Raw genomic sequence first — 16,501 nt, 5'->3', positions numbered from 1 at the left:
TATTTTGGCGCTTTCGGCTCCGAACCAGCTCGGGGTTCGTCTTCCCGGCTGCGACACACAACGAGCCACACCCTCCCGCGCCCGTAGGATGGTCAGCATGTCCGACGGCTCTTCGTTCTACATCACCACGCCGATCTTCTACGTGAACGATGTCCCGCACATCGGGCACGCCTACACGGAGGTCGCCGCAGATGTCCTCGCGCGCTGGCACCGCCAGGCGGGAGACGACACCTGGCTGCTGACGGGCACGGACGAGCACGGCCAGAAGATCCTGCGCACCGCGACCGCGAACGGCACCACCCCGAAGGAGTGGGCGGACCGCCTGGTGACCAACGAGTGGCTGCCGCTGCTGAAGACGATCGACATCGCGAACGACGACTTCATCCGCACCACGGACGAACGCCACGAGACCAACGTGCAGAAGTTCCTGCAGAAGCTGTACGACGACGGCTTCATCTATGCGGGCGAGTACGAAGCCCTGTACTGCGTCGGTTGCGAGGAGTTCAAGCCGCAGAGCGAGATCGTCGACGGCACGGGCGAGTACGAGGGTCAGAAGGTCTGCGCCATCCACTCGAAGCCGCTCGAGCTGCTGCAGGAGAAGAACTACTTCTTCCGGATGAGCCAGTTCGCCGACAAGCTGCTGGCGCTCTACGAGGAGCGTCCCGAGTTCGTCCAGCCGGAGTCGGCCCGCAACGAGGTCGTGTCGTTCGTGCGCCAGGGCCTCAGCGACCTGTCGATCTCGCGGTCGAGCTTCGACTGGGGCATCAAGGTGCCGTGGGACGAGTCGCACGTCGTCTACGTCTGGTTCGACGCGCTCCTCAACTACGCGACCGCCGTCGGCTACGGCCAGGACCCGGCGAACTTCGACCGTCGCTGGCCGGCCACCCACATCGTCGGCAAGGACATCCTGCGCTTCCACGCGGTGATCTGGCCCGCCATGCTGATGGCCGCGGGCGTCGACGTACCCCACCGCGTGTACGGCCACGGCTGGCTGCTCGTCGGCGGCGAGAAGATGTCGAAGTCGAAGCTCACGGGCATCGCGCCGACCCAGATCACCGACACCTTCGGTTCCGACGCGTTCCGCTACTACTTCATGCGCGCCATCAACTTCGGCCAGGACGGGTCGTTCAGCTGGGAGGACCTGGCCGCGCGCTACCAGGCGGAACTCGCCAACGGGTTCGGCAACCTGGCATCCCGCGTCATCGCGATGGTCACCCGCTACTTCGAGGGCGTGGTCCCGGCCGCCGGCGAGTACGCGGAAGCCGATCTGCGCGTCCAGCGCACCGTCGCCGAGGCGACGGCGAACGCGGACGCCGCCATCGAGCGACTGGCGATCCACGACGCGCTCACCGCGGTGTGGACGGTCGTCGACGAGCTGAACGGCTACATCACCCTCCAAGAGCCGTGGAGCCTCGCCAAGGACGACGCCCAGCGCGAGCGTCTCGGCACGGTGCTCTACACGGCGGCCGAGGGCCTGCGCGCCCTCGCCGTGCTCCTCTCGCCGGTCGTCCCGCAGGCGACGGCGAAGCTGTGGGAGGCACTCGGTGCGGAGGGCGGGCTCGGCACGGTGACCGAGCAGCCCCTGCGCCGCGCGGGCGAGTGGGGCCAGCTCCCGCCCGGCACCACGGTGAACGGGCTGGAGGCGCTGTTCCCCCGGATCGACGCGGACGCGGTGCCGGGCGCATGACCGATCCGGCGTTCATCCGGCAGAGGCACGTCACCGACGGCCGCGACCTGGCCTATCCGCCGCTGCCGGAGGCGCTCGTCGTCCCCGTCTACGACAACCACACGCACCTCGAGATCGCCGACGGCGACGATCCACTCGACTACCGCGAGCAGCTCGACCGGGCGTCGAGCGTCGGCGTGCGCGGGGTCGTGCAGGTCGGCAACGATGTGGAGACCTCGCGCTGGTCGGCCGAGATGGCGGCGGTGGAGCCGCGGATGCTCGCGGCGGTCGCCCTGCACCCGAACGACGCCCCCGACTACGCCGAGCGCGGCGAGCTCGACGACGCCCTCGCGACGATCGACGAGCTGGCCGGCCGTCCGCGCGTCCGCGCCGTCGGCGAGACCGGCCTCGACTTCTTCCGCACCGAGGACGGGCCGCGCCGGCAGGCCCAGTACCGGTCGTTCGAAGCCCACATCGAGATCGCCAAGCGGCACGGGATCGCGCTGCAGATCCACGATCGCGACGCGCACGCGGAGGTCGTCGCCACGCTGAAGCGCGTCGGCGCCCCCGAGCGCACCGTCTTCCACTGCTTCTCGGGCGACGTCGAGCTCGCGCGCATCTGCGCGGAGAACGGCTGGTACATGTCCTTCGCCGGGACGGTGACCTTCAAGAACGCCCCCGCCCTGCGGGAGGCCCTGCGGTCCGCACCTCGCGACCTCATCATGGTCGAGACGGACGCGCCGTTCCTCACGCCGGCGCCGTACCGCGGCCGGCCGAACGCGCCGTACCTCATCCCGTTGACCCTGCGGTCGATGGCGGAGACCATCGACACCGACGCCTCCACCCTCGCCGCGCAGATCAACTCGAACACCGAACTGGTCTACGGGCGCTGGGACAGCGAGCCGGTCGCCGCACCGCCGACCACGCCGATCGGGCGCATCGCGTGAGCGACGTGCGCCTGCTCGGGCCCGCCGAGATCCGCGACCTCGCGGAGCTGCTCGACGTCACCCCGACGAAGAAGCTCGGCCAGAACTTCGTCATCGACGGCAACACGGTGCGGCGCATCGTGCGGGTGGGCGAGGTCGAGCCCGGCGACGTCGTCGTCGAGGTCGGGCCGGGACTCGGCTCCCTCACCCTGGGGCTCCTCGAAGCGGGGGCGCACGTCGTCGCCGTGGAGATCGACGGCCGGCTGGCCGAGCAGCTCCCGATCACCGTCGCGCAGATGGCACCGGAGGCCGCGGACCGTCTGACGGTCGTCCACCGCGACGCCCTGGCCGTCACCGAGCTGCCTGCGCGGCCCGACCGGCTCGTGGCGAACCTCCCCTACAACGTCTCGGTGCCCGTGCTGCTCCATCTGCTGGAGCACTTCCCGTCCCTGAAGTCGGGGGTGGTCATGGTGCAGGCCGAGGTCGGTCACCGCATCGCGGCACAGCCGGGATCGAAGGTCTACGGGACCCCGAGCGTGAAAGCCGCCTGGTACGGCACGTGGCGCACGGCCGGCAACGTCAGCCGCCAGATCTTCTGGCCGGTGCCGAACGTCGACTCCGTGCTGGTGGCCTTCGAGCGCCACGCGACGCCGCCCGGCGACGAGGAGCTGCGCAAGCGCACGTTCGAGCTGGTCGACGCCGCGTTCCAGCAGCGCCGCAAGACGCTGCGGCAGTCGCTCGCGCGGGTGTACGGCGACCCTACGGCCGCCGCCGACGCCCTGGAGGCCGCGGGCCTCGCGCCGTCGCTGCGGGGCGAGCAGCTCTCGTTCGACGACTTCGCGCGATTGGGCGTTGCACGCGTCTGACGTGCCGGTCCATCCGGTGCGCGAGGAGGCCGTCGCGCCCCTGTAGGTTGGATGCATGGTCGAGCGCGAACGCGGATGGGGCGGGGACGCCGTGCACGTGCGGGCACCCGGCAAGATCAACGTCTTCATGCGCGTCGGGGCGGTCATGGACGACGGCTACCACGACGTCGCGACCGCCTATCAGGCCGTGTCCCTCTACGAGGATGTGCGCGCCTATCCCGCCGACGACTTCTCCGTGAGCTTCGGCGGCCCGATCGACACCAGCGGACTGCCCACCGACGGCTCGAACCTGGCGATCAAGGCGGCCAAGCTCCTGGCCAAACGCACGGGCTACAGCGGCGGGGTGCGGCTCCGCATCGACAAGCGGGTGCCCATCGCCGGTGGGATGGGCGGCGGATCGGCCGACGCCGCCGCGACCCTGCTGGCCTGCGACACGCTTTGGGGCACCGATGTCGGGCGCGACGAGCTGCTCGTGCTGGCCGCCCGCCTCGGGGCCGACGTGCCGTTCGCCCTCGTCGGCGGAACGGCCATCGGAACCGGTCGCGGCGATCGGCTGAGCCCGGCGCTCGCGACGGGCACCTTCCACTGGGTCCTGGCCCTGCCCGAGTCGGAGCTCAGCACGCCGGAGGTGTACCGCGAACTCGACCGGCACCGTGAGCGGCACGCTCGCGACATCGCCCCGGCCCAGCTCACCCCGAGTGTCGACGCCCAGGTGCTGCAGGCCCTGCGTGCGGGGGACCCGATCATGCTCGCCGAGGCTCTCGCCAACGACCTGCAGGCTCCGGCCATCCATCTCGCGCCGCCGATCGCCGACGTGCTCGAGCTCGGTGAGCTCAACGGCGCGCTTGCGGGGATGGTGTCGGGCTCCGGTCCCACGGTGGCGTTCCTCGCCGCCGACCTCGACTCCGCGCTCGATCTGCAGATCGCGCTGAGTGCCGCGCGGATCACCGCGGTGCGGGCCACCGGCCCCGTCCACGGAGCGCGCATCCTGGGCGACTGAGGCTCGGATCGAAGACCCGAGGATGCCCGGTGGAGCGCATGTCGGGTTGAGACGATTCGTCGGTGGGAAGCGTATCCACGTGCCCGGGCCGGGCATCCCAGGTCATCTCACCGTAGCGACGCGCCGGCCGCCGACCTAGCGGGGAGAGGGAAACCGTCAACTGTTGACGGGTCAGCTCCGCACGCCGCCCGCGCGGGCCGGTCGTCGGCGCGCGATGCCGAGCGCGCGCAGGTCGCGCCGGGAGCGGAGGCCCAGCTTCGCCAGGATGTTACGCACGTGGAAGTTCACGGTCGTGACCGAGACGTAGAGGCGCTCGGCGATCTCTTTGTTGGTCATGCCGGCCGCCAGGGCGTGCGCGACCTGCCGCTCCCGCGTCGTCAGCGATGCGAGCGGGTCGGCAGCCTCCGTCGCCGGTGCGGGCGTCTGCAGCGCGTCGAGCAGCTGCGCGCAGCGGGCGAGGTAGCCGGCGGCGCCCAGGCGCCGGAAGGTGGACGCGGCGTCGCTCAGCAGGCGCGTCGCCCGCTCGGCGTCGGTCCGGGCGGCGATCAGCAGGCGGGCGGCATCGAGGGAGGCGACGGCACGGGGGAAGGGGAAGGACGCGCAGGCCGGGTCGTCGACGCTCTCGATGTAGGCGGCGACCGCTTCGTCCGTGCGGTCTTCGGCCTCCAGGACGCGTCCTTCGAGCCACCGCAGGGATCCGTAATAGGGGCGCCAGAGTCCGGGTTCCGTGCACCGCTGGTAGGCGAAGCGGGCCTCATCGGCCCGGCCGAGCGTGGCGAGGGCATCGATCCGGTAGGTGAGCCAGCCCAGTGTGGAGGCTCGCGTCGCGGCCTCCTCGGCATCGTGCGTGGCCGTGAGCTGGTCGTCGGGACGACCCGTCGCCCGGGCCAGTTCGGCGCGGGCGATGAACGGCAGGTCGCCGTCGTACGAGCCGATGATGCGGGGGTCGGCCTGTGCCGCCGCCCGCAGTCGCTCCTCCACGGCTTCGGTCTCGCCGCGACCGGCGCGGACCAGGGCCGAGGTCCAGAGCGCGATCGGCCAGCACGACAGGTCTGTCTCGTCGAGGGCCAGGGCGACGGCGGTGTCGGCCAGCGTGACCGACTCCTCCCATTCGCCGACGAGGAAGAGGATGTGCGCGAAGATCGTGCGGGCGAAGCCTGCGGTCCAGCTCGACGGGAAGCGGCGGACGAGGTCGTTGGCGGCGCTGAGGTCGGCGCGCGCGCGCTCGATGTCGCCTCCCAGCACGGACACGCGGGAGCGGGAGACGAGGGCGTCCACGGCCGCGGGGGACTCGTGCCGGGCGAGCAGGTCGTCGAGTTCCAGCGCCAGCGGGCCGTACAGGTCGGGGCGGCGGGCGTGGGCGGCGGAGTTGAGGGCCCAGCCGAGGAGGCGCACGAGGTGCTCCTCGGGGTGCGCCATCCAGCGCAGCGCCGGGTCCGAGACCTCCTCGGGCGTCGGGCAGTCCGCGATCAGCTCGCGTGCACGGTCGAGATGGTCGAGGACGGAGGCGAAGTCTCCCATCGCCATGTAGACCTTCGGGAGGGCCTCCGCCACGTGGGTGCGGATGGCGCGCTCGTCCGGCGTGGTGGCCGGGGCCGCCTCCAACGCCAGCCCGAGGGCGAGGGCGCCGGGGGCATCCCGCGACAGGGTGCGCAGTTCGAGCAGCACGGCGTCGCGGACGGGCGAGGGTGCGATGGCTTCGATCGCATCCCGCAGGTCGAGCACGCGCTCGTGCATGCGGAAGCGCATCGCCAGCAGGCCGATCTCGATGAGCGCGCGGTCGCGCTCCGCGCCGGTGGCGAGGTGGACCGCCGAGCGGGCGTAGCTGAGGGCCTGCTCGGCGCGACCGAGTTCGGCGGCGTCGAGCGCGGCGGTGAGCAGCTCGTCGACGAGGGTCGGGTCGGTGCGGTCGGCGGCCTCCACCCGATGCCGCAGGGCACGGTGCCCGGTCAGGACCTCGGCGGCGATGCGGTGGACTGCGACCCTGCGGTCGAGGCTGAGGTCGGACGCGAGCGCGTCGGCGAGGATGGCGTGGGCGGGCTCCACCCAGACCACGCCGTCGCGGGGAGCGGCGAGCACCAGCCCTCGGGCGACGGCCCCGTGGATGTCGGCGGCCAGGCCGAGCCGGTCGGCGATCGTGCCGACCACGGGCATCGGAAGCGGATCGCGCAGCACCGCGACGATCTCGGCCGCGGTGCGCACCGCCGGGTCCGCGCCCTCGAGCGCTGAGGAGATGGCGCTGGACAGAGGGGTGATCGCGGCGACCGGGAGGTCCCAGCCGGCCGGATGCAGTGCTTGGGCGAAGGTGTCCCGGAGCTGTCCGAGCAGCACGCTCAGCAGGAGCGGCGAGCCCTGGGTCGCCTCGGTCAGGCGGGTGGCCGTGCGCCGTGAGATCGCGTGGCCGAGCAGGTGCTGCGCGAGGTCCTGCGTATCGGGGACGGTCAGCGGCGTCAGCTCGACGCGCGCGTGGTTGATGGTGGCGGCTGCGACGTCGTCGAAGAGAGCCACGACGCTGTTCGGCTGCGGACGGGTGGCGGCGGCGAACAGGAAGCTCTGGTCGGTGAGCCGGCGGACGACGAACCGGAGGGCGCGCGCAGAGGGCTCGTCGACCCACTGGGAGTCGTCGACGATGAGGCACACCGGGCCCGACACTCCGTCGATGGCATCGAGCAGGAGGCGGCCGACGGTCAGCGGGTCGTCCCCGGGTGCGGGAGGCCGGATGCGTGCTCCGCTGATGGCGTTGAGCCCGCGCACCAGCGTCTCCACAGTGGCGTACGCGAGGTCGGACTCGAACGAGTCGGCGTGCACGCGTAGCACGGTCCAGCCGTCGAGCCGTTCCGCGATGTCGGTGAGCAGCGTGGTCTTGCCGAGGCCCGCCTCGCCCGTGACCAGCACGGCACCACCGCGGTCGATGGCCCGGTGGGCGACGAGGAGCACGGTCTCGCGGGCGCGATCGCGGCCGAAGAGCGGCCTGTCGGCCGCCGGCTGATCGTCGCTGCTCACTGCGGCCCCCATCTCCGGCCGGCTGCCGCGGGCGGGTCGGGGCGGGTCAGCCGATCTGTACGATCTTCGCACACCGGGAGGGGCGCTCTGCAGCACCCGTCCAGGGGATGGTTCAGGCGCGGGAGGTGGCCGCTCGGGCGATGTCGGCCACGTCGTCCAGCGTCAGGAGCGCCGACATCGGCACGGGACCACGTGACGGGGAGGCGGCGGCGGCGAGGGCTGCCCGCGCCGCGAGCAGGCCGGTCGCCCGCGACTGGCCTGCGCCGCGAGCCGAGCGCGTCTCGCCGGTCCGCCGGTCGATCGCCGCGAGGCTCCACCCGTCTCCGCCGAGGTGGGGGGCGCGGCTGATCAGGCCCCGCAACGGAGGGAAGCGTCCGACCAGGCCGAGTGCGGCTGTGGCGAGCGGGCTGGTGAGAGCGAGGTAGCTGCGCACGGCGAAGTCGCCGGGGCGGCCGACGAGCACATGGTCCGGGAAGTCCGCGCGCAGGTACGCCCGCTCGCCGTGCGGGCCCGCGAGCCGTCGGCGTTCACGCAGGTTCCGCACCACAGTGGTCTCGGGAGGCGAGTGGAGGTCGCGGCCGGCCAGACCCGCGGTCCATTCGACCGCGGCCGGACCGTGCTGCTCGCCCGACCCGAGCACCACGGCCAGGTCGATCTGGTCGCCGGCCCGCGGCTCCAGGTCGGCGATGAGGAGGGTGCTCAGTCCCGGCACGAGGCCGGCGCCGAGCACGATCGTGGCTGCGGGCCGACCGGTCGTGGAGGGGGTGTCGCGTGCCGTGTCTGCGAGGGCGTCCAGGTACGAGCCGGTGGCAGAGATGTCCACGAGCGGGGTGGCTCCGACCAGGGTGGCGAGCGCGGGATCCTCCACGCCGGACGCGTTGACGACCACGTCGTGGTCGGCGGCGGCGGCGGCCAGCGCGTCGGCGCCGCCCGGCGCGGCGAGGTCCAGCTGCAGGCCGCCGGGCGTCATGCGCCTCCCGGCCGGAGTGACGCGGTGGCCCTGTCGGCGGAGGTCGTCGGCGATGACGCGGCCGACCGCTCCGCGGGCGCCGAGGATGAGGGCGTTGATGAGCATGTGAATCTCCAAATGGTCGTTTGGACTTCACCGTAGGCGACGGGATCGGCAAATGCAAACGCTCGTTTGGAGTCGGCTAGACTGACCGCATGGCATGGGACACCGAGGCGACCAGACGCAAGCTGCTCGACGCGGGTGCGCGCCAATTCGCCGCACACGGGTTCGCCGGCGGCCACCTCGACGCGATCGGGCGCGACGCCGGCGTCAACAAGGAGCGCGTCTACCGCTACTTCGGCGACAAGCAGGGCTTCTTCGCCGCCGTGCTCGCCGATCGTCTGGACGGCGTGCTCGACACGGCCCCGCCGGACGGCTCCGGGCCGGAGGCGATCGGCGCGTACGCAGGCTCCCTCTTCGATCGTCTGGCCGACGCTCCCGACCTCGCGCGCCTCCTCGCCTGGGAGAGCCTGGAGCTTCCTGCGGCGGCATCGTCCGAGCATCGCGAGCAGACCTGCGCGACGATGTCGGCGGCGATCCGCGCGGCGCTCCCGGGTGCCTCGCTCGCGGACGCCGAGCAGCTCCTGCTCTCGGCGATCGCGCTGGTCACGGCGTGGTGGACGTTGTCGGCCCTGTCGGGCGTCGTGCTCACCACCGCGCAGCAGCACAGCGAGCGCCGCGAGGTCATCGTGCGCCAGGTGACGCAGCTCGCCGCCGCGCTGTGACGAGACCTTCGCGCTAGCCCAGCGCCTCCGTCAGCTCGAACCAGCGGGTCTCGAGCTCTTCGACTTCGCGCTCCTGAGCGCTGATCGACTCCATCTTCGTGCCGAGGCCGACGTAGTCCGACTGATCGTGCTCGGCCAGCGCAGCGCGCGCCGTGTCGATCTGCTGCTGGAGCTTGCCGAGGCGGCGTTCGAGGGCCGCGACCTCTTTCTGCGCCGCGCGCAGGTCGGCTCCGCCCAGTGCGGGGGCGGACGCCGCGCCTGCTCCGGAGGCGGTGCCCGGCCCGGCGTGCTGCTCTTCCAGCTTGCGCAGACGGAGGTACTCGTCCACTCCGCCCGGGAGGTGGCGCAGATGGCCGCCCAGGATGGCGAACTGCTGGTCCGTGACCCGCTCGAGGAAGTACCGGTCGTGCGAGACGACGATGAGGGTGCCCGCCCAGGAGTCGAGGAGGTCCTCCATCGCGGCGAGCATGTCCGTGTCGAGGTCGTTCGTCGGCTCGTCGAGGATGAGCACGTTCGGCTGGTCGAGCAGGATGAGCAGCAGCTGCAGCCGGCGCTTCTGGCCTCCCGAGAGATCCTTCACCGGCGTCGAGAGCTGAGCGGACGAGAAGCCGAGGCGCTCGAGGAGCTGAGCCGGGGTGAGCGCCTGCGCCTTGGAGCCGCTGCCGATCGTGTACTCGGTGCGCAGGCTGCTGATGACGACCCGCACCGGATCGTCCAGGTGCTGCTCGAGTTCGTCCAGGCGCTGGGTGAGGGTCGCCACGCGCACGGTCTTTCCGCGCTTGACCCGGCCGCTCGACGGTTCCAGGGTTCCGGAGACCAGGTCGAGCAGGGTGGACTTGCCGGCTCCGTTGACGCCGAGGATGCCGGTGCGCTCGCCCGGGGCGATGCGCCACTCGATGTCGCGCAGCACCGGCTTCTCGCCGTACGAGACGGAGACGTCGAGCAGGTCGACGACGTCCTTGCCGAGACGCGCCACCGCGAGCGACTGCAGGGCGACGCGGTCGCGGATCTCGGGCACGTCCGAGATGAGCGCGTTCGCGGCGTCGATGCGGAACTTGGGCTTGGCGGTGCGGGCCGGAGCACCGCGGCGCAGCCAGGCGAGCTCCTTGCGGGCGAGGTTCTGGCGACGCTGCTCGATCGAGGCGGCCTGACGGTCGCGCTCGACGCGCTGCAGGATGTACGCCGCGTAGCCGCCCTCGAAGGCGTCGACGACGCGGTCGTGCACCTCCCACGTGATCGTGCACACCTCGTCGAGGAACCAGCGGTCGTGCGTCACGACCAGCAGCCCGCCGGAGCTCGCCGGCCACCGGCGCTTCAGGTGCTCGGCGAGCCAGGTGATGGCCTCGACGTCGAGGTGGTTGGTCGGCTCGTCGAGGGCGAGGATGTCGTGGTCGCCCGAGAGGAGTTGCGCGAGCGCGACGCGACGGCGCTGGCCTCCGGAGAGGGTGCCGAGGCGGGCCTCCCAGTCGAGGTCGCCGAGCAGCCCGGCGATGACGTCGCGCACGCGGGCGTCGCCCGCCCACTCGTGCTCGGCGGCGTCGCCGACGACCGCGTGCCCGACGGTGTCGTCGTCGTCGAGGGTGTCCGCCTGATCGAGCACACCGATCCGGACGCCGCTGCGCACGGTCACCCGGCCGGAGTCGGGGGAGCGGAGCCCCGCGAGCATCCCGAGCAGGCTCGACTTGCCGTCGCCGTTGCGGCCGACGATGCCGATGCGGTCGCCCTCGTTCACGCCGAGCGAGACGGAGTCGAAGACCACGCGGGTCGGATACTCGAGATGCAGGGCCTCGGCCCCGAGAAGATGTGCCATGTCCTCTAAGGGTACCGAGAGAGGGAGGTCATGCCGTCCGCTCGAAGAGTTCGGTCGTGACGTTGTAGTACGCGTCGGTGAGCCCGACGCTCCGCATCCCGATGCGTTCGCACACCCGCTGCGATGCCGTGTTCTCGGGCGCGGTGACCGCGAGCACGCGGGTGAGGCCGGTGCCGAAGGCCGCGAGCAGCAGCGCAGCGGCCGCCTCGGTCGCGTAACCGCGGCCCCAGCGATCGGGATGGAAATGCCACCCGATCTCGGTGTCGCCGCTGGGCCGCAGGGGTTCCGACGGACCGGAGGCGGGGAGCGGCTGCAGCATGACCGTGCCCACCGCGTCGCCCGTGCCGGCGAGTGCGACGACCCGATAGGCCCGGTGCGCGTCCTCCCGCCGCCGCAGCCGGCGCACGAGCATCTCGGCCTCGGCCGGCTCGGACAGCACGCGCGGCGGACGGCCCAGGAACCGCTGCACCTCCCAGCGCGAATACAGGTCGAACGCGAACGGCGCGTCGTCCGGCTGCCAGCGTCGGAGGACCAGACGGTCGGTCGACAGATCCGGGATGCGCATCGGATCATCGTAGACGCGCGCACTAGACTCCCTCCGCATGGGCACCCACACCGTCGTGAACCAGCCTCCGCCGCGCGTCGACCTCGACGAGTTCGCCGTGAACCTCCCCTTGCGGGAGGCCGTCGAACGCCATGACGCCGGGTGGGCTGCCGACGCGCTGGGCGAGGTCGGCCGGCTGGTCGGCACGGCCGCCTTCCAGGCCGACGCCGAGCGGGCGAACGTGCGCGAGCCGCAGCTGCGCGGGTTCGACCGGTGGGGCACCCGGATCGACGAGGTCGAGTACGACGAGAGCTACCACCGCATCCTCCGCTCCGCCGTCGCCGCCGGTGCGCACACGTCCGCCTGGGCGGAGCCGAGACCGGGCGCCACCGTCGCCCGCGCCGCGACCTTCATGCTGTTCGCGCAAGTGGAGCCCGGCCACGCCTGCCCGGTCTCCATGTCGCACGCCGCGGTCCCGGCGCTGGCCGCGAATGACGCGTTGGCCGCGGAATGGGTGCCGCGCCTCCTGAGCCGCGACTACGACGGGCGTCTCGCCGCAGGCAAGCCGTCCGCTCTGTTCGGGATGGCGATGACGGAGAAGCAGGGCGGATCCGACGTCCGCGCCAACACCACCCGGGCGCTCGCCGACGGCGACGGCCGCTGGTTGCTCACCGGACACAAGTGGTTCTGCTCCGCGCCGATGTCCGACGCCTTCCTCGTGCTCGCGCAGACCGCGGGCGGACTCAGCTGCTTCGTCGTCCCGCGGGTGCTGGAGGACGGCGCCCGCAACGTCTTCCTCATCCAGCGGCTCAAGGACAAGCTCGGCAACCGGTCGAACGCGTCGAGCGAGGTCGAATTCGACGGGACCGTCGGGTACCTGCTGGGCGAGGAGGGGCGGGGAGTGCGGACCATCCTCGAGATGGTCAACCGCACCCGGCTGGACTGCATCCTCGGCAGCGCGGCCGGGATGCGGCAGGCCGTCGCCGAGGCGTCGTGGCATGCGCGCCACCGTGCGGCGTTCGGGGCGCGGCTCGTCGACCAGCCGGCGATGGGCGCCGTGCTCGCCGACCTCTCCCTCGAATCGGAGGCGGCGACCGCCGTCGCGCTCCGGCTCGCCCGCGCCCACGACGCCGACGCGCCGGAGTCCGACGTCGCCTTCCGCCGGCTCGCCACCGCCGTCACCAAGTACTGGGTGTGCAAGCGCGGCCCCGGTCACGCGTACGAGGCACTCGAGTGCCTCGGCGGCAACGGCTACACCGAGGCCTTCCCGCTGGCCCGGCGTTACCGCGAGCAGCCCGTGATGGCGATCTGGGAGGGCTCCGGCAACGTCATCGCGCTGGACGTGCTGCGCGCGCTGGGCCGGGAGCCGTCGAGCCGCGACGCGTTCGATGCCGAACTCTCGGCGGCCCGCGGCGCGTACGAGGTCTTCGACGCCCACCACGACCGCATCCGCGCCTCCCTCGCGGAGGCGGACGAGTCGTCGGCGCGCCCGCTTGTCGCCGCATTGGCCGTCGCACTGCAGGCGTCTCTGCTCATCCGGCACGCTCCCGCCCCGGTCGCGGACGCCTTCGTGGCCGCGCGCCTCGGCCCCGATCGCGGTGCCCTCTACGGCGAGCTTCCGCCCGGGGTGGACACGGCCGCCCTCGTCGCGCGCGCCTGACCGCGCCTGGCTGACCCGGAGGCGGTCAGCCGCGCTCGGCGAGCACGGGAGCGGCGCCTATCGCGCGGTAGAACTCGCCGACGGCCTTGCGGTTGTACGCGGTGTAGTCGAATCGGCTGTCCGGGACCGCGCCCGCCAGATAGGCGCGCAGGCCTTCGGCGACGCCCTCGTCCGTCTGCGGCACGACCAGGCCGCTGCCGACGGGCAGCGCGTTCTTGGCCGACGCGAACTCGACCGTCACGATGGGCAGGCCCAGGACGAGCGCTTCGAGGATGACCATGGGCTGGCCCTCGTAGTCGCTCGACAGCACGAAGCAGTCGGCCTTCGCCATGATCGCGTGCGGGTTGCGCTGCATCCCGGTCAGGAACGCCGCCCCGCGGAGCCCGAGTTCGTCGATCAGAGCTTCGAGCTCACCCGCGAGGGGGCCGTCGCCGACGATCACTAGCCGGGTCTTCGGGTTCTCGGCGTGCACACCGGCGAAGGCGCGCACGAGTCTGCCCTGGTTCTTCTCGGGGGAGAGCCGGCCGACGTTCACGAAGGTCGTCACGTCGTCGTCGGCGAGGAGGGCCTCCGCCCAGTCCGGGACGCTGCCCGTCTCCTCGTCGAAGGTGATCTCGTGGAGGTCGGCCTGCGCGTATTCGAGGATGTGCTCGGCGTCGACGGTGTTGAGCGCGGAGAGGAACTTCTTCGGGTCGGCGTACTCGGCCAGGGCGTCGCGGTTGATGTCCGAGAGGGTCGGCGACACCGACACCAGGTGGTCGTACTGGCCGTAGAGAGTGAAGATCTGCGTGAGGCTGTGCAGCATCTTCTTCTCGCCGTTGACCTCGCGGTGCGCGTCCGACGCCAGATCGTTGTGCAGCCAGATGGCCCGCTGGGCGTCGGGGGAGTGCAGGAGGAGTGCGGCCCAGAACGGGCCGTACCCCGAGAAGTCGACCACATGGTCGAACCGGCTGTCGCCGAAGCAGCGGTACCACTCGTCGTCCCACAGCTGGTTCTGGGCCGGGATCTCGGCGTGCTCCGAGATGCGTCCGCGCCGGAAGTGCAGGTGGCGTGCGAGGTGCAGCAGCTTCGCGCCGTTCATCCCGCCGACGCGGGGGAACTGCCGCACCGCCGGGTTGATCTGCTTCTGCTTGGCGATGGCCGCCCCCGACCGGCTCTGGGAGAACAGCGCCGAGACGTCGTAGATGTCGTGGTCGATGTTGTTCAGGAGGTTGAGGGCCGAGGTCGTGATGCCGTTCGGGCGCATCCCGCCGAGGTACAGCAGGATCTTCTGGCGGCCGTCCTGATCCAGTCCGGTGTGCAGACGGTAGCCGTCGCGCGCGCCGCGGAAGACGATGTCGACGACGCGCTCCGAGACCCGTCCGTCGTCGTACGGCGTGAAGCGGGCCTGCATGGCCGCATAACGGTCGCGGGCCTCCTCGGGCACGCGATCGTCGTCGGCGGCGATGCGGGCGATCTCCTCGCCGACCTCGCGCGCCGATTCGAAGACGGGGCCCGGCCACTCGTCGGGCTCGAAGTAGAGGCCGCGCGTTCCGGCGTAGTCGGCGAGGTCGGGGGTGAAGAAGACGATCGGGCGTCCGGTCTGCAGGAAGTCGAAGAAGATGCTCGAGTAGTCCGAGACGAGCAGGTCCGAGACGCCGAGGACGAGGTTGGTCGGGATCTCGTTCGGGACCAGCAGGCGCTTCAGCTCCGGCCGGTGCGCGGCGAGCTTGTGCACCGACTGATGCGTCTTCAGGAGCACGACGTACCGGCTGGTGTCGATCTGCTCCTCGATGCGGTGGATGTGCCCGAGGAGCTCGTCGAGGTCGTCGGTCGGCCGGCCGAAGGTCGCGCCCTTCCAGGTCGGCGCGTAGAGCACCACCTTGCGGTCCCCCAGCGGGATCCCGGCCGCGACGAGCTGCCGGCGCACGGCAGCGCGCCCGGGCTCGTCGAGGAACTGCCGGTCGATGCGCGGGTACCCCTCCTCGACCAGGACGCCGCGGTAGATGCCGGTCAGCTTGTAGGCCGTCTGGTACATCTGCTCGGTCATGAACGGGTTCGCCGACAGCAGGTAGTCCGCCTGCACGAAGTTGCGGATGATGTTGGCGGTGCCGAGGGCGCCCTCGTCGATGTCGTAGCCCATCCGCTTCAACGGAGTGCCGTGCCAGGTGTTCAGATACACCTGTCCGCGACGCTTCGAGAAGTCCGGAGGGAAGGTCGCGTTGTTCACCAGGTACTGGCTGGTCGCCAGTGCCCGGTAGTACGCCGCGGAGCCGTAGCGCACGAAGCCGACCCGGTCGTCGCCCGCGAACTCCTCGACGGCCGAGCGGTACTGATCGAGGTCGGAGAGCGCCCAGATGTGCGTCAGGCCCTGGAGGTCGGGGGAGGCGAGCAGGGCGCGGAACACGGCCTCGGGGTTGTCGAGCATCCCGTTGCCCGAGAAGGACTCGTAGAAGACGCTGCCCGCGACCAGCGGCTGGCGACGCCAGTGCGCGTGGATCTCGAAACGGGCGGCGCGTTTCACCCGGGACGGCAGTCGCTTCAGTCGGGAGAGTCTCATATCGGGTGCGAGTTTATGAGAGCGGGATAACGGTCACCTGGGAGTGCGGCAGGAGGTGGCTGCACGACGACCGCGATATCAGGCGTCGAAACCCAGGCTCAGCTTGCGCAGGAGGCCTGCCAGGCGCTCCTGATCGGACGCGGACAGCGCGTCGAGCAGATCGGCCTCGGCGTCGACCAGCCGGGTGATCGCGGCGTCGACGCGGGCCAGGCCCTGCGCCGACATCTGCACGAGGATCCCGCGGCCGTCGTTGGGGTCGGTGCGACGCTCGACGAGGCCGCGGGCGACCAGGCGGTCGATCCGGTTGGTCATCGTCCCGCTGGAGACGAGCGTCTGCTGCAGGAGCGATTTGGGGCTCAGCTGGTACGGGGACCCGGCCCGCCGGAGGGCAGAGAGCACGTCGAACTCCCAGGAGTCGAGGTCCGACCGGTCGAAGGCCGCCCGGCGCGCCCGGTCGAGGTGCCGGGAGAGCCGGTCGACGCGCGAGAGCACCTGCAGGGGCGAGAAGTCGAGGTCGGGGCGCTCGCGCAGCCACGCGCCGACGATGCGGTCCACTTCGTCGCGCGGTCCACCGTCGCGTGCGTCACCCATCCCTCCATCGTATTCACCGTCGACGGGATTCACCGTCGCCGCAGTGCGCGTCTGGCAGACTGTCACGTGCGCGTTTTCCGCGCGTTCCGCCTTGGTGTAATGGCAGCACGACAGCCTTTGGAGCTGTTAGGTCCAGGTTCGAGTCCTGGAGGCGGAGCGGCA

At 71.6% G+C, this 16,501-nt stretch carries 12 protein-coding genes and 1 tRNA gene; 7 read left to right on the top strand and 6 right to left on the bottom strand.

The window, feature by feature from the left end:
• Positions 1 to 97: 97 nt before the first annotated feature.
• From metG to ACFVU2_RS20610, 4 genes are read left to right on the top strand one after another with little or no spacing between them, the layout of a single operon-like run.
• Entirely contained in the window at positions 98 to 1,687 is a 1,590-nt protein-coding gene (gene metG, locus ACFVU2_RS20625) for a methionine--tRNA ligase (RefSeq protein ID WP_387878443.1), read from the top strand.
• Positions 1,684 to 2,613 (top strand): TatD family hydrolase, encoded by a 930-nt coding sequence (locus ACFVU2_RS20620; protein WP_387878441.1) that lies wholly within the window; start codon positions 1,684 to 1,686, stop codon positions 2,611 to 2,613. Before metG ends, ACFVU2_RS20620 begins: the two co-directional genes overlap by 4 nt.
• Positions 2,610 to 3,458: a 16S rRNA (adenine(1518)-N(6)/adenine(1519)-N(6))-dimethyltransferase RsmA gene (gene rsmA / locus ACFVU2_RS20615; RefSeq protein ID WP_387878439.1), complete on the top strand. Its 849-nt coding sequence runs from the start codon at positions 2,610 to 2,612 to the stop codon at positions 3,456 to 3,458. Before ACFVU2_RS20620 ends, rsmA begins: the two co-directional genes overlap by 4 nt.
• A 55-nt stretch (positions 3,459 to 3,513) precedes the next feature.
• Entirely contained in the window at positions 3,514 to 4,458 is a 945-nt protein-coding gene (locus ACFVU2_RS20610) for a 4-(cytidine 5'-diphospho)-2-C-methyl-D-erythritol kinase (protein ID WP_387878437.1), read from the top strand.
• A gap of 171 nt (positions 4,459 to 4,629) precedes the next feature.
• Here the strand turns inward: ACFVU2_RS20610 and ACFVU2_RS20605 are convergent, their stop codons facing one another.
• The gene (locus tag ACFVU2_RS20605; RefSeq protein ID WP_387878435.1) at positions 4,630 to 7,461 is read right to left on the bottom strand and encodes a LuxR C-terminal-related transcriptional regulator; all 2,832 of its coding nucleotides are present in this window, start codon (positions 7,459 to 7,461) and stop codon (positions 4,630 to 4,632) included.
• A gap of 112 nt (positions 7,462 to 7,573) precedes the next feature.
• Entirely contained in the window at positions 7,574 to 8,536 is a 963-nt protein-coding gene (locus ACFVU2_RS20600) for a hypothetical protein (protein ID WP_387878434.1), read from the bottom strand.
• Positions 8,537 to 8,625: 89 nt separating this feature from the next.
• Between ACFVU2_RS20600 and ACFVU2_RS20595 the strand changes: the two genes are divergently transcribed.
• Positions 8,626 to 9,195 (top strand): TetR/AcrR family transcriptional regulator, encoded by a 570-nt coding sequence (locus ACFVU2_RS20595; RefSeq protein ID WP_387878432.1) that lies wholly within the window; start codon positions 8,626 to 8,628, stop codon positions 9,193 to 9,195.
• A 13-nt stretch (positions 9,196 to 9,208) separates the two neighbouring features.
• Here the strand turns inward: ACFVU2_RS20595 and ACFVU2_RS20590 are convergent, their stop codons facing one another.
• The gene (locus ACFVU2_RS20590; RefSeq protein WP_387878430.1) at positions 9,209 to 11,005 is read right to left on the bottom strand and encodes an ABC-F family ATP-binding cassette domain-containing protein; all 1,797 of its coding nucleotides are present in this window, start codon (positions 11,003 to 11,005) and stop codon (positions 9,209 to 9,211) included.
• Positions 11,006 to 11,033: 28 nt separating this feature from the next.
• A complete protein-coding gene (locus ACFVU2_RS20585; RefSeq protein ID WP_387878429.1) occupies positions 11,034 to 11,570 on the bottom strand; it encodes a GNAT family N-acetyltransferase in 537 nt (178 codons plus the stop codon).
• A 37-nt stretch (positions 11,571 to 11,607) separates the two neighbouring features.
• Here ACFVU2_RS20585 and ACFVU2_RS20580 point away from each other — a divergent pair, with 37 nt between their 5' ends.
• Positions 11,608 to 13,209, top strand: a complete 1,602-nt coding sequence (locus ACFVU2_RS20580; protein WP_387878427.1) for an acyl-CoA dehydrogenase family protein — start codon at positions 11,608 to 11,610, stop codon at positions 13,207 to 13,209.
• Positions 13,210 to 13,234: 25 nt separating this feature from the next.
• On the opposite strand, the gene ACFVU2_RS20575 is transcribed toward ACFVU2_RS20580, so the two are convergent.
• Both ACFVU2_RS20575 and ACFVU2_RS20570 read right to left on the bottom strand, forming a co-directional pair.
• Positions 13,235 to 15,748, bottom strand: a complete 2,514-nt coding sequence (locus ACFVU2_RS20575; RefSeq protein WP_387878425.1) for a CDP-glycerol glycerophosphotransferase family protein — start codon at positions 15,746 to 15,748, stop codon at positions 13,235 to 13,237.
• Positions 15,749 to 15,826: 78 nt separating this feature from the next.
• A complete protein-coding gene (locus ACFVU2_RS20570; protein ID WP_387878424.1) occupies positions 15,827 to 16,339 on the bottom strand; it encodes a MarR family winged helix-turn-helix transcriptional regulator in 513 nt (170 codons plus the stop codon).
• An 85-nt stretch (positions 16,340 to 16,424) separates the two neighbouring features.
• Between ACFVU2_RS20570 and ACFVU2_RS20565 the strand changes: the two genes are divergently transcribed.
• Positions 16,425 to 16,496, top strand: a tRNA-Gln gene (locus ACFVU2_RS20565).
• Positions 16,497 to 16,501 lie beyond the last annotated feature (5 nt).

Source organism: Leifsonia sp. NPDC058194 (genome assembly GCF_042883605.1).
Classification (GTDB): domain Bacteria; phylum Actinomycetota; class Actinomycetes; order Actinomycetales; family Microbacteriaceae; genus Leifsonia.
The sequence above is the reverse complement of the archived record's forward strand: the minus strand, read 5'-3'. Positions and strand labels throughout refer to the sequence as shown.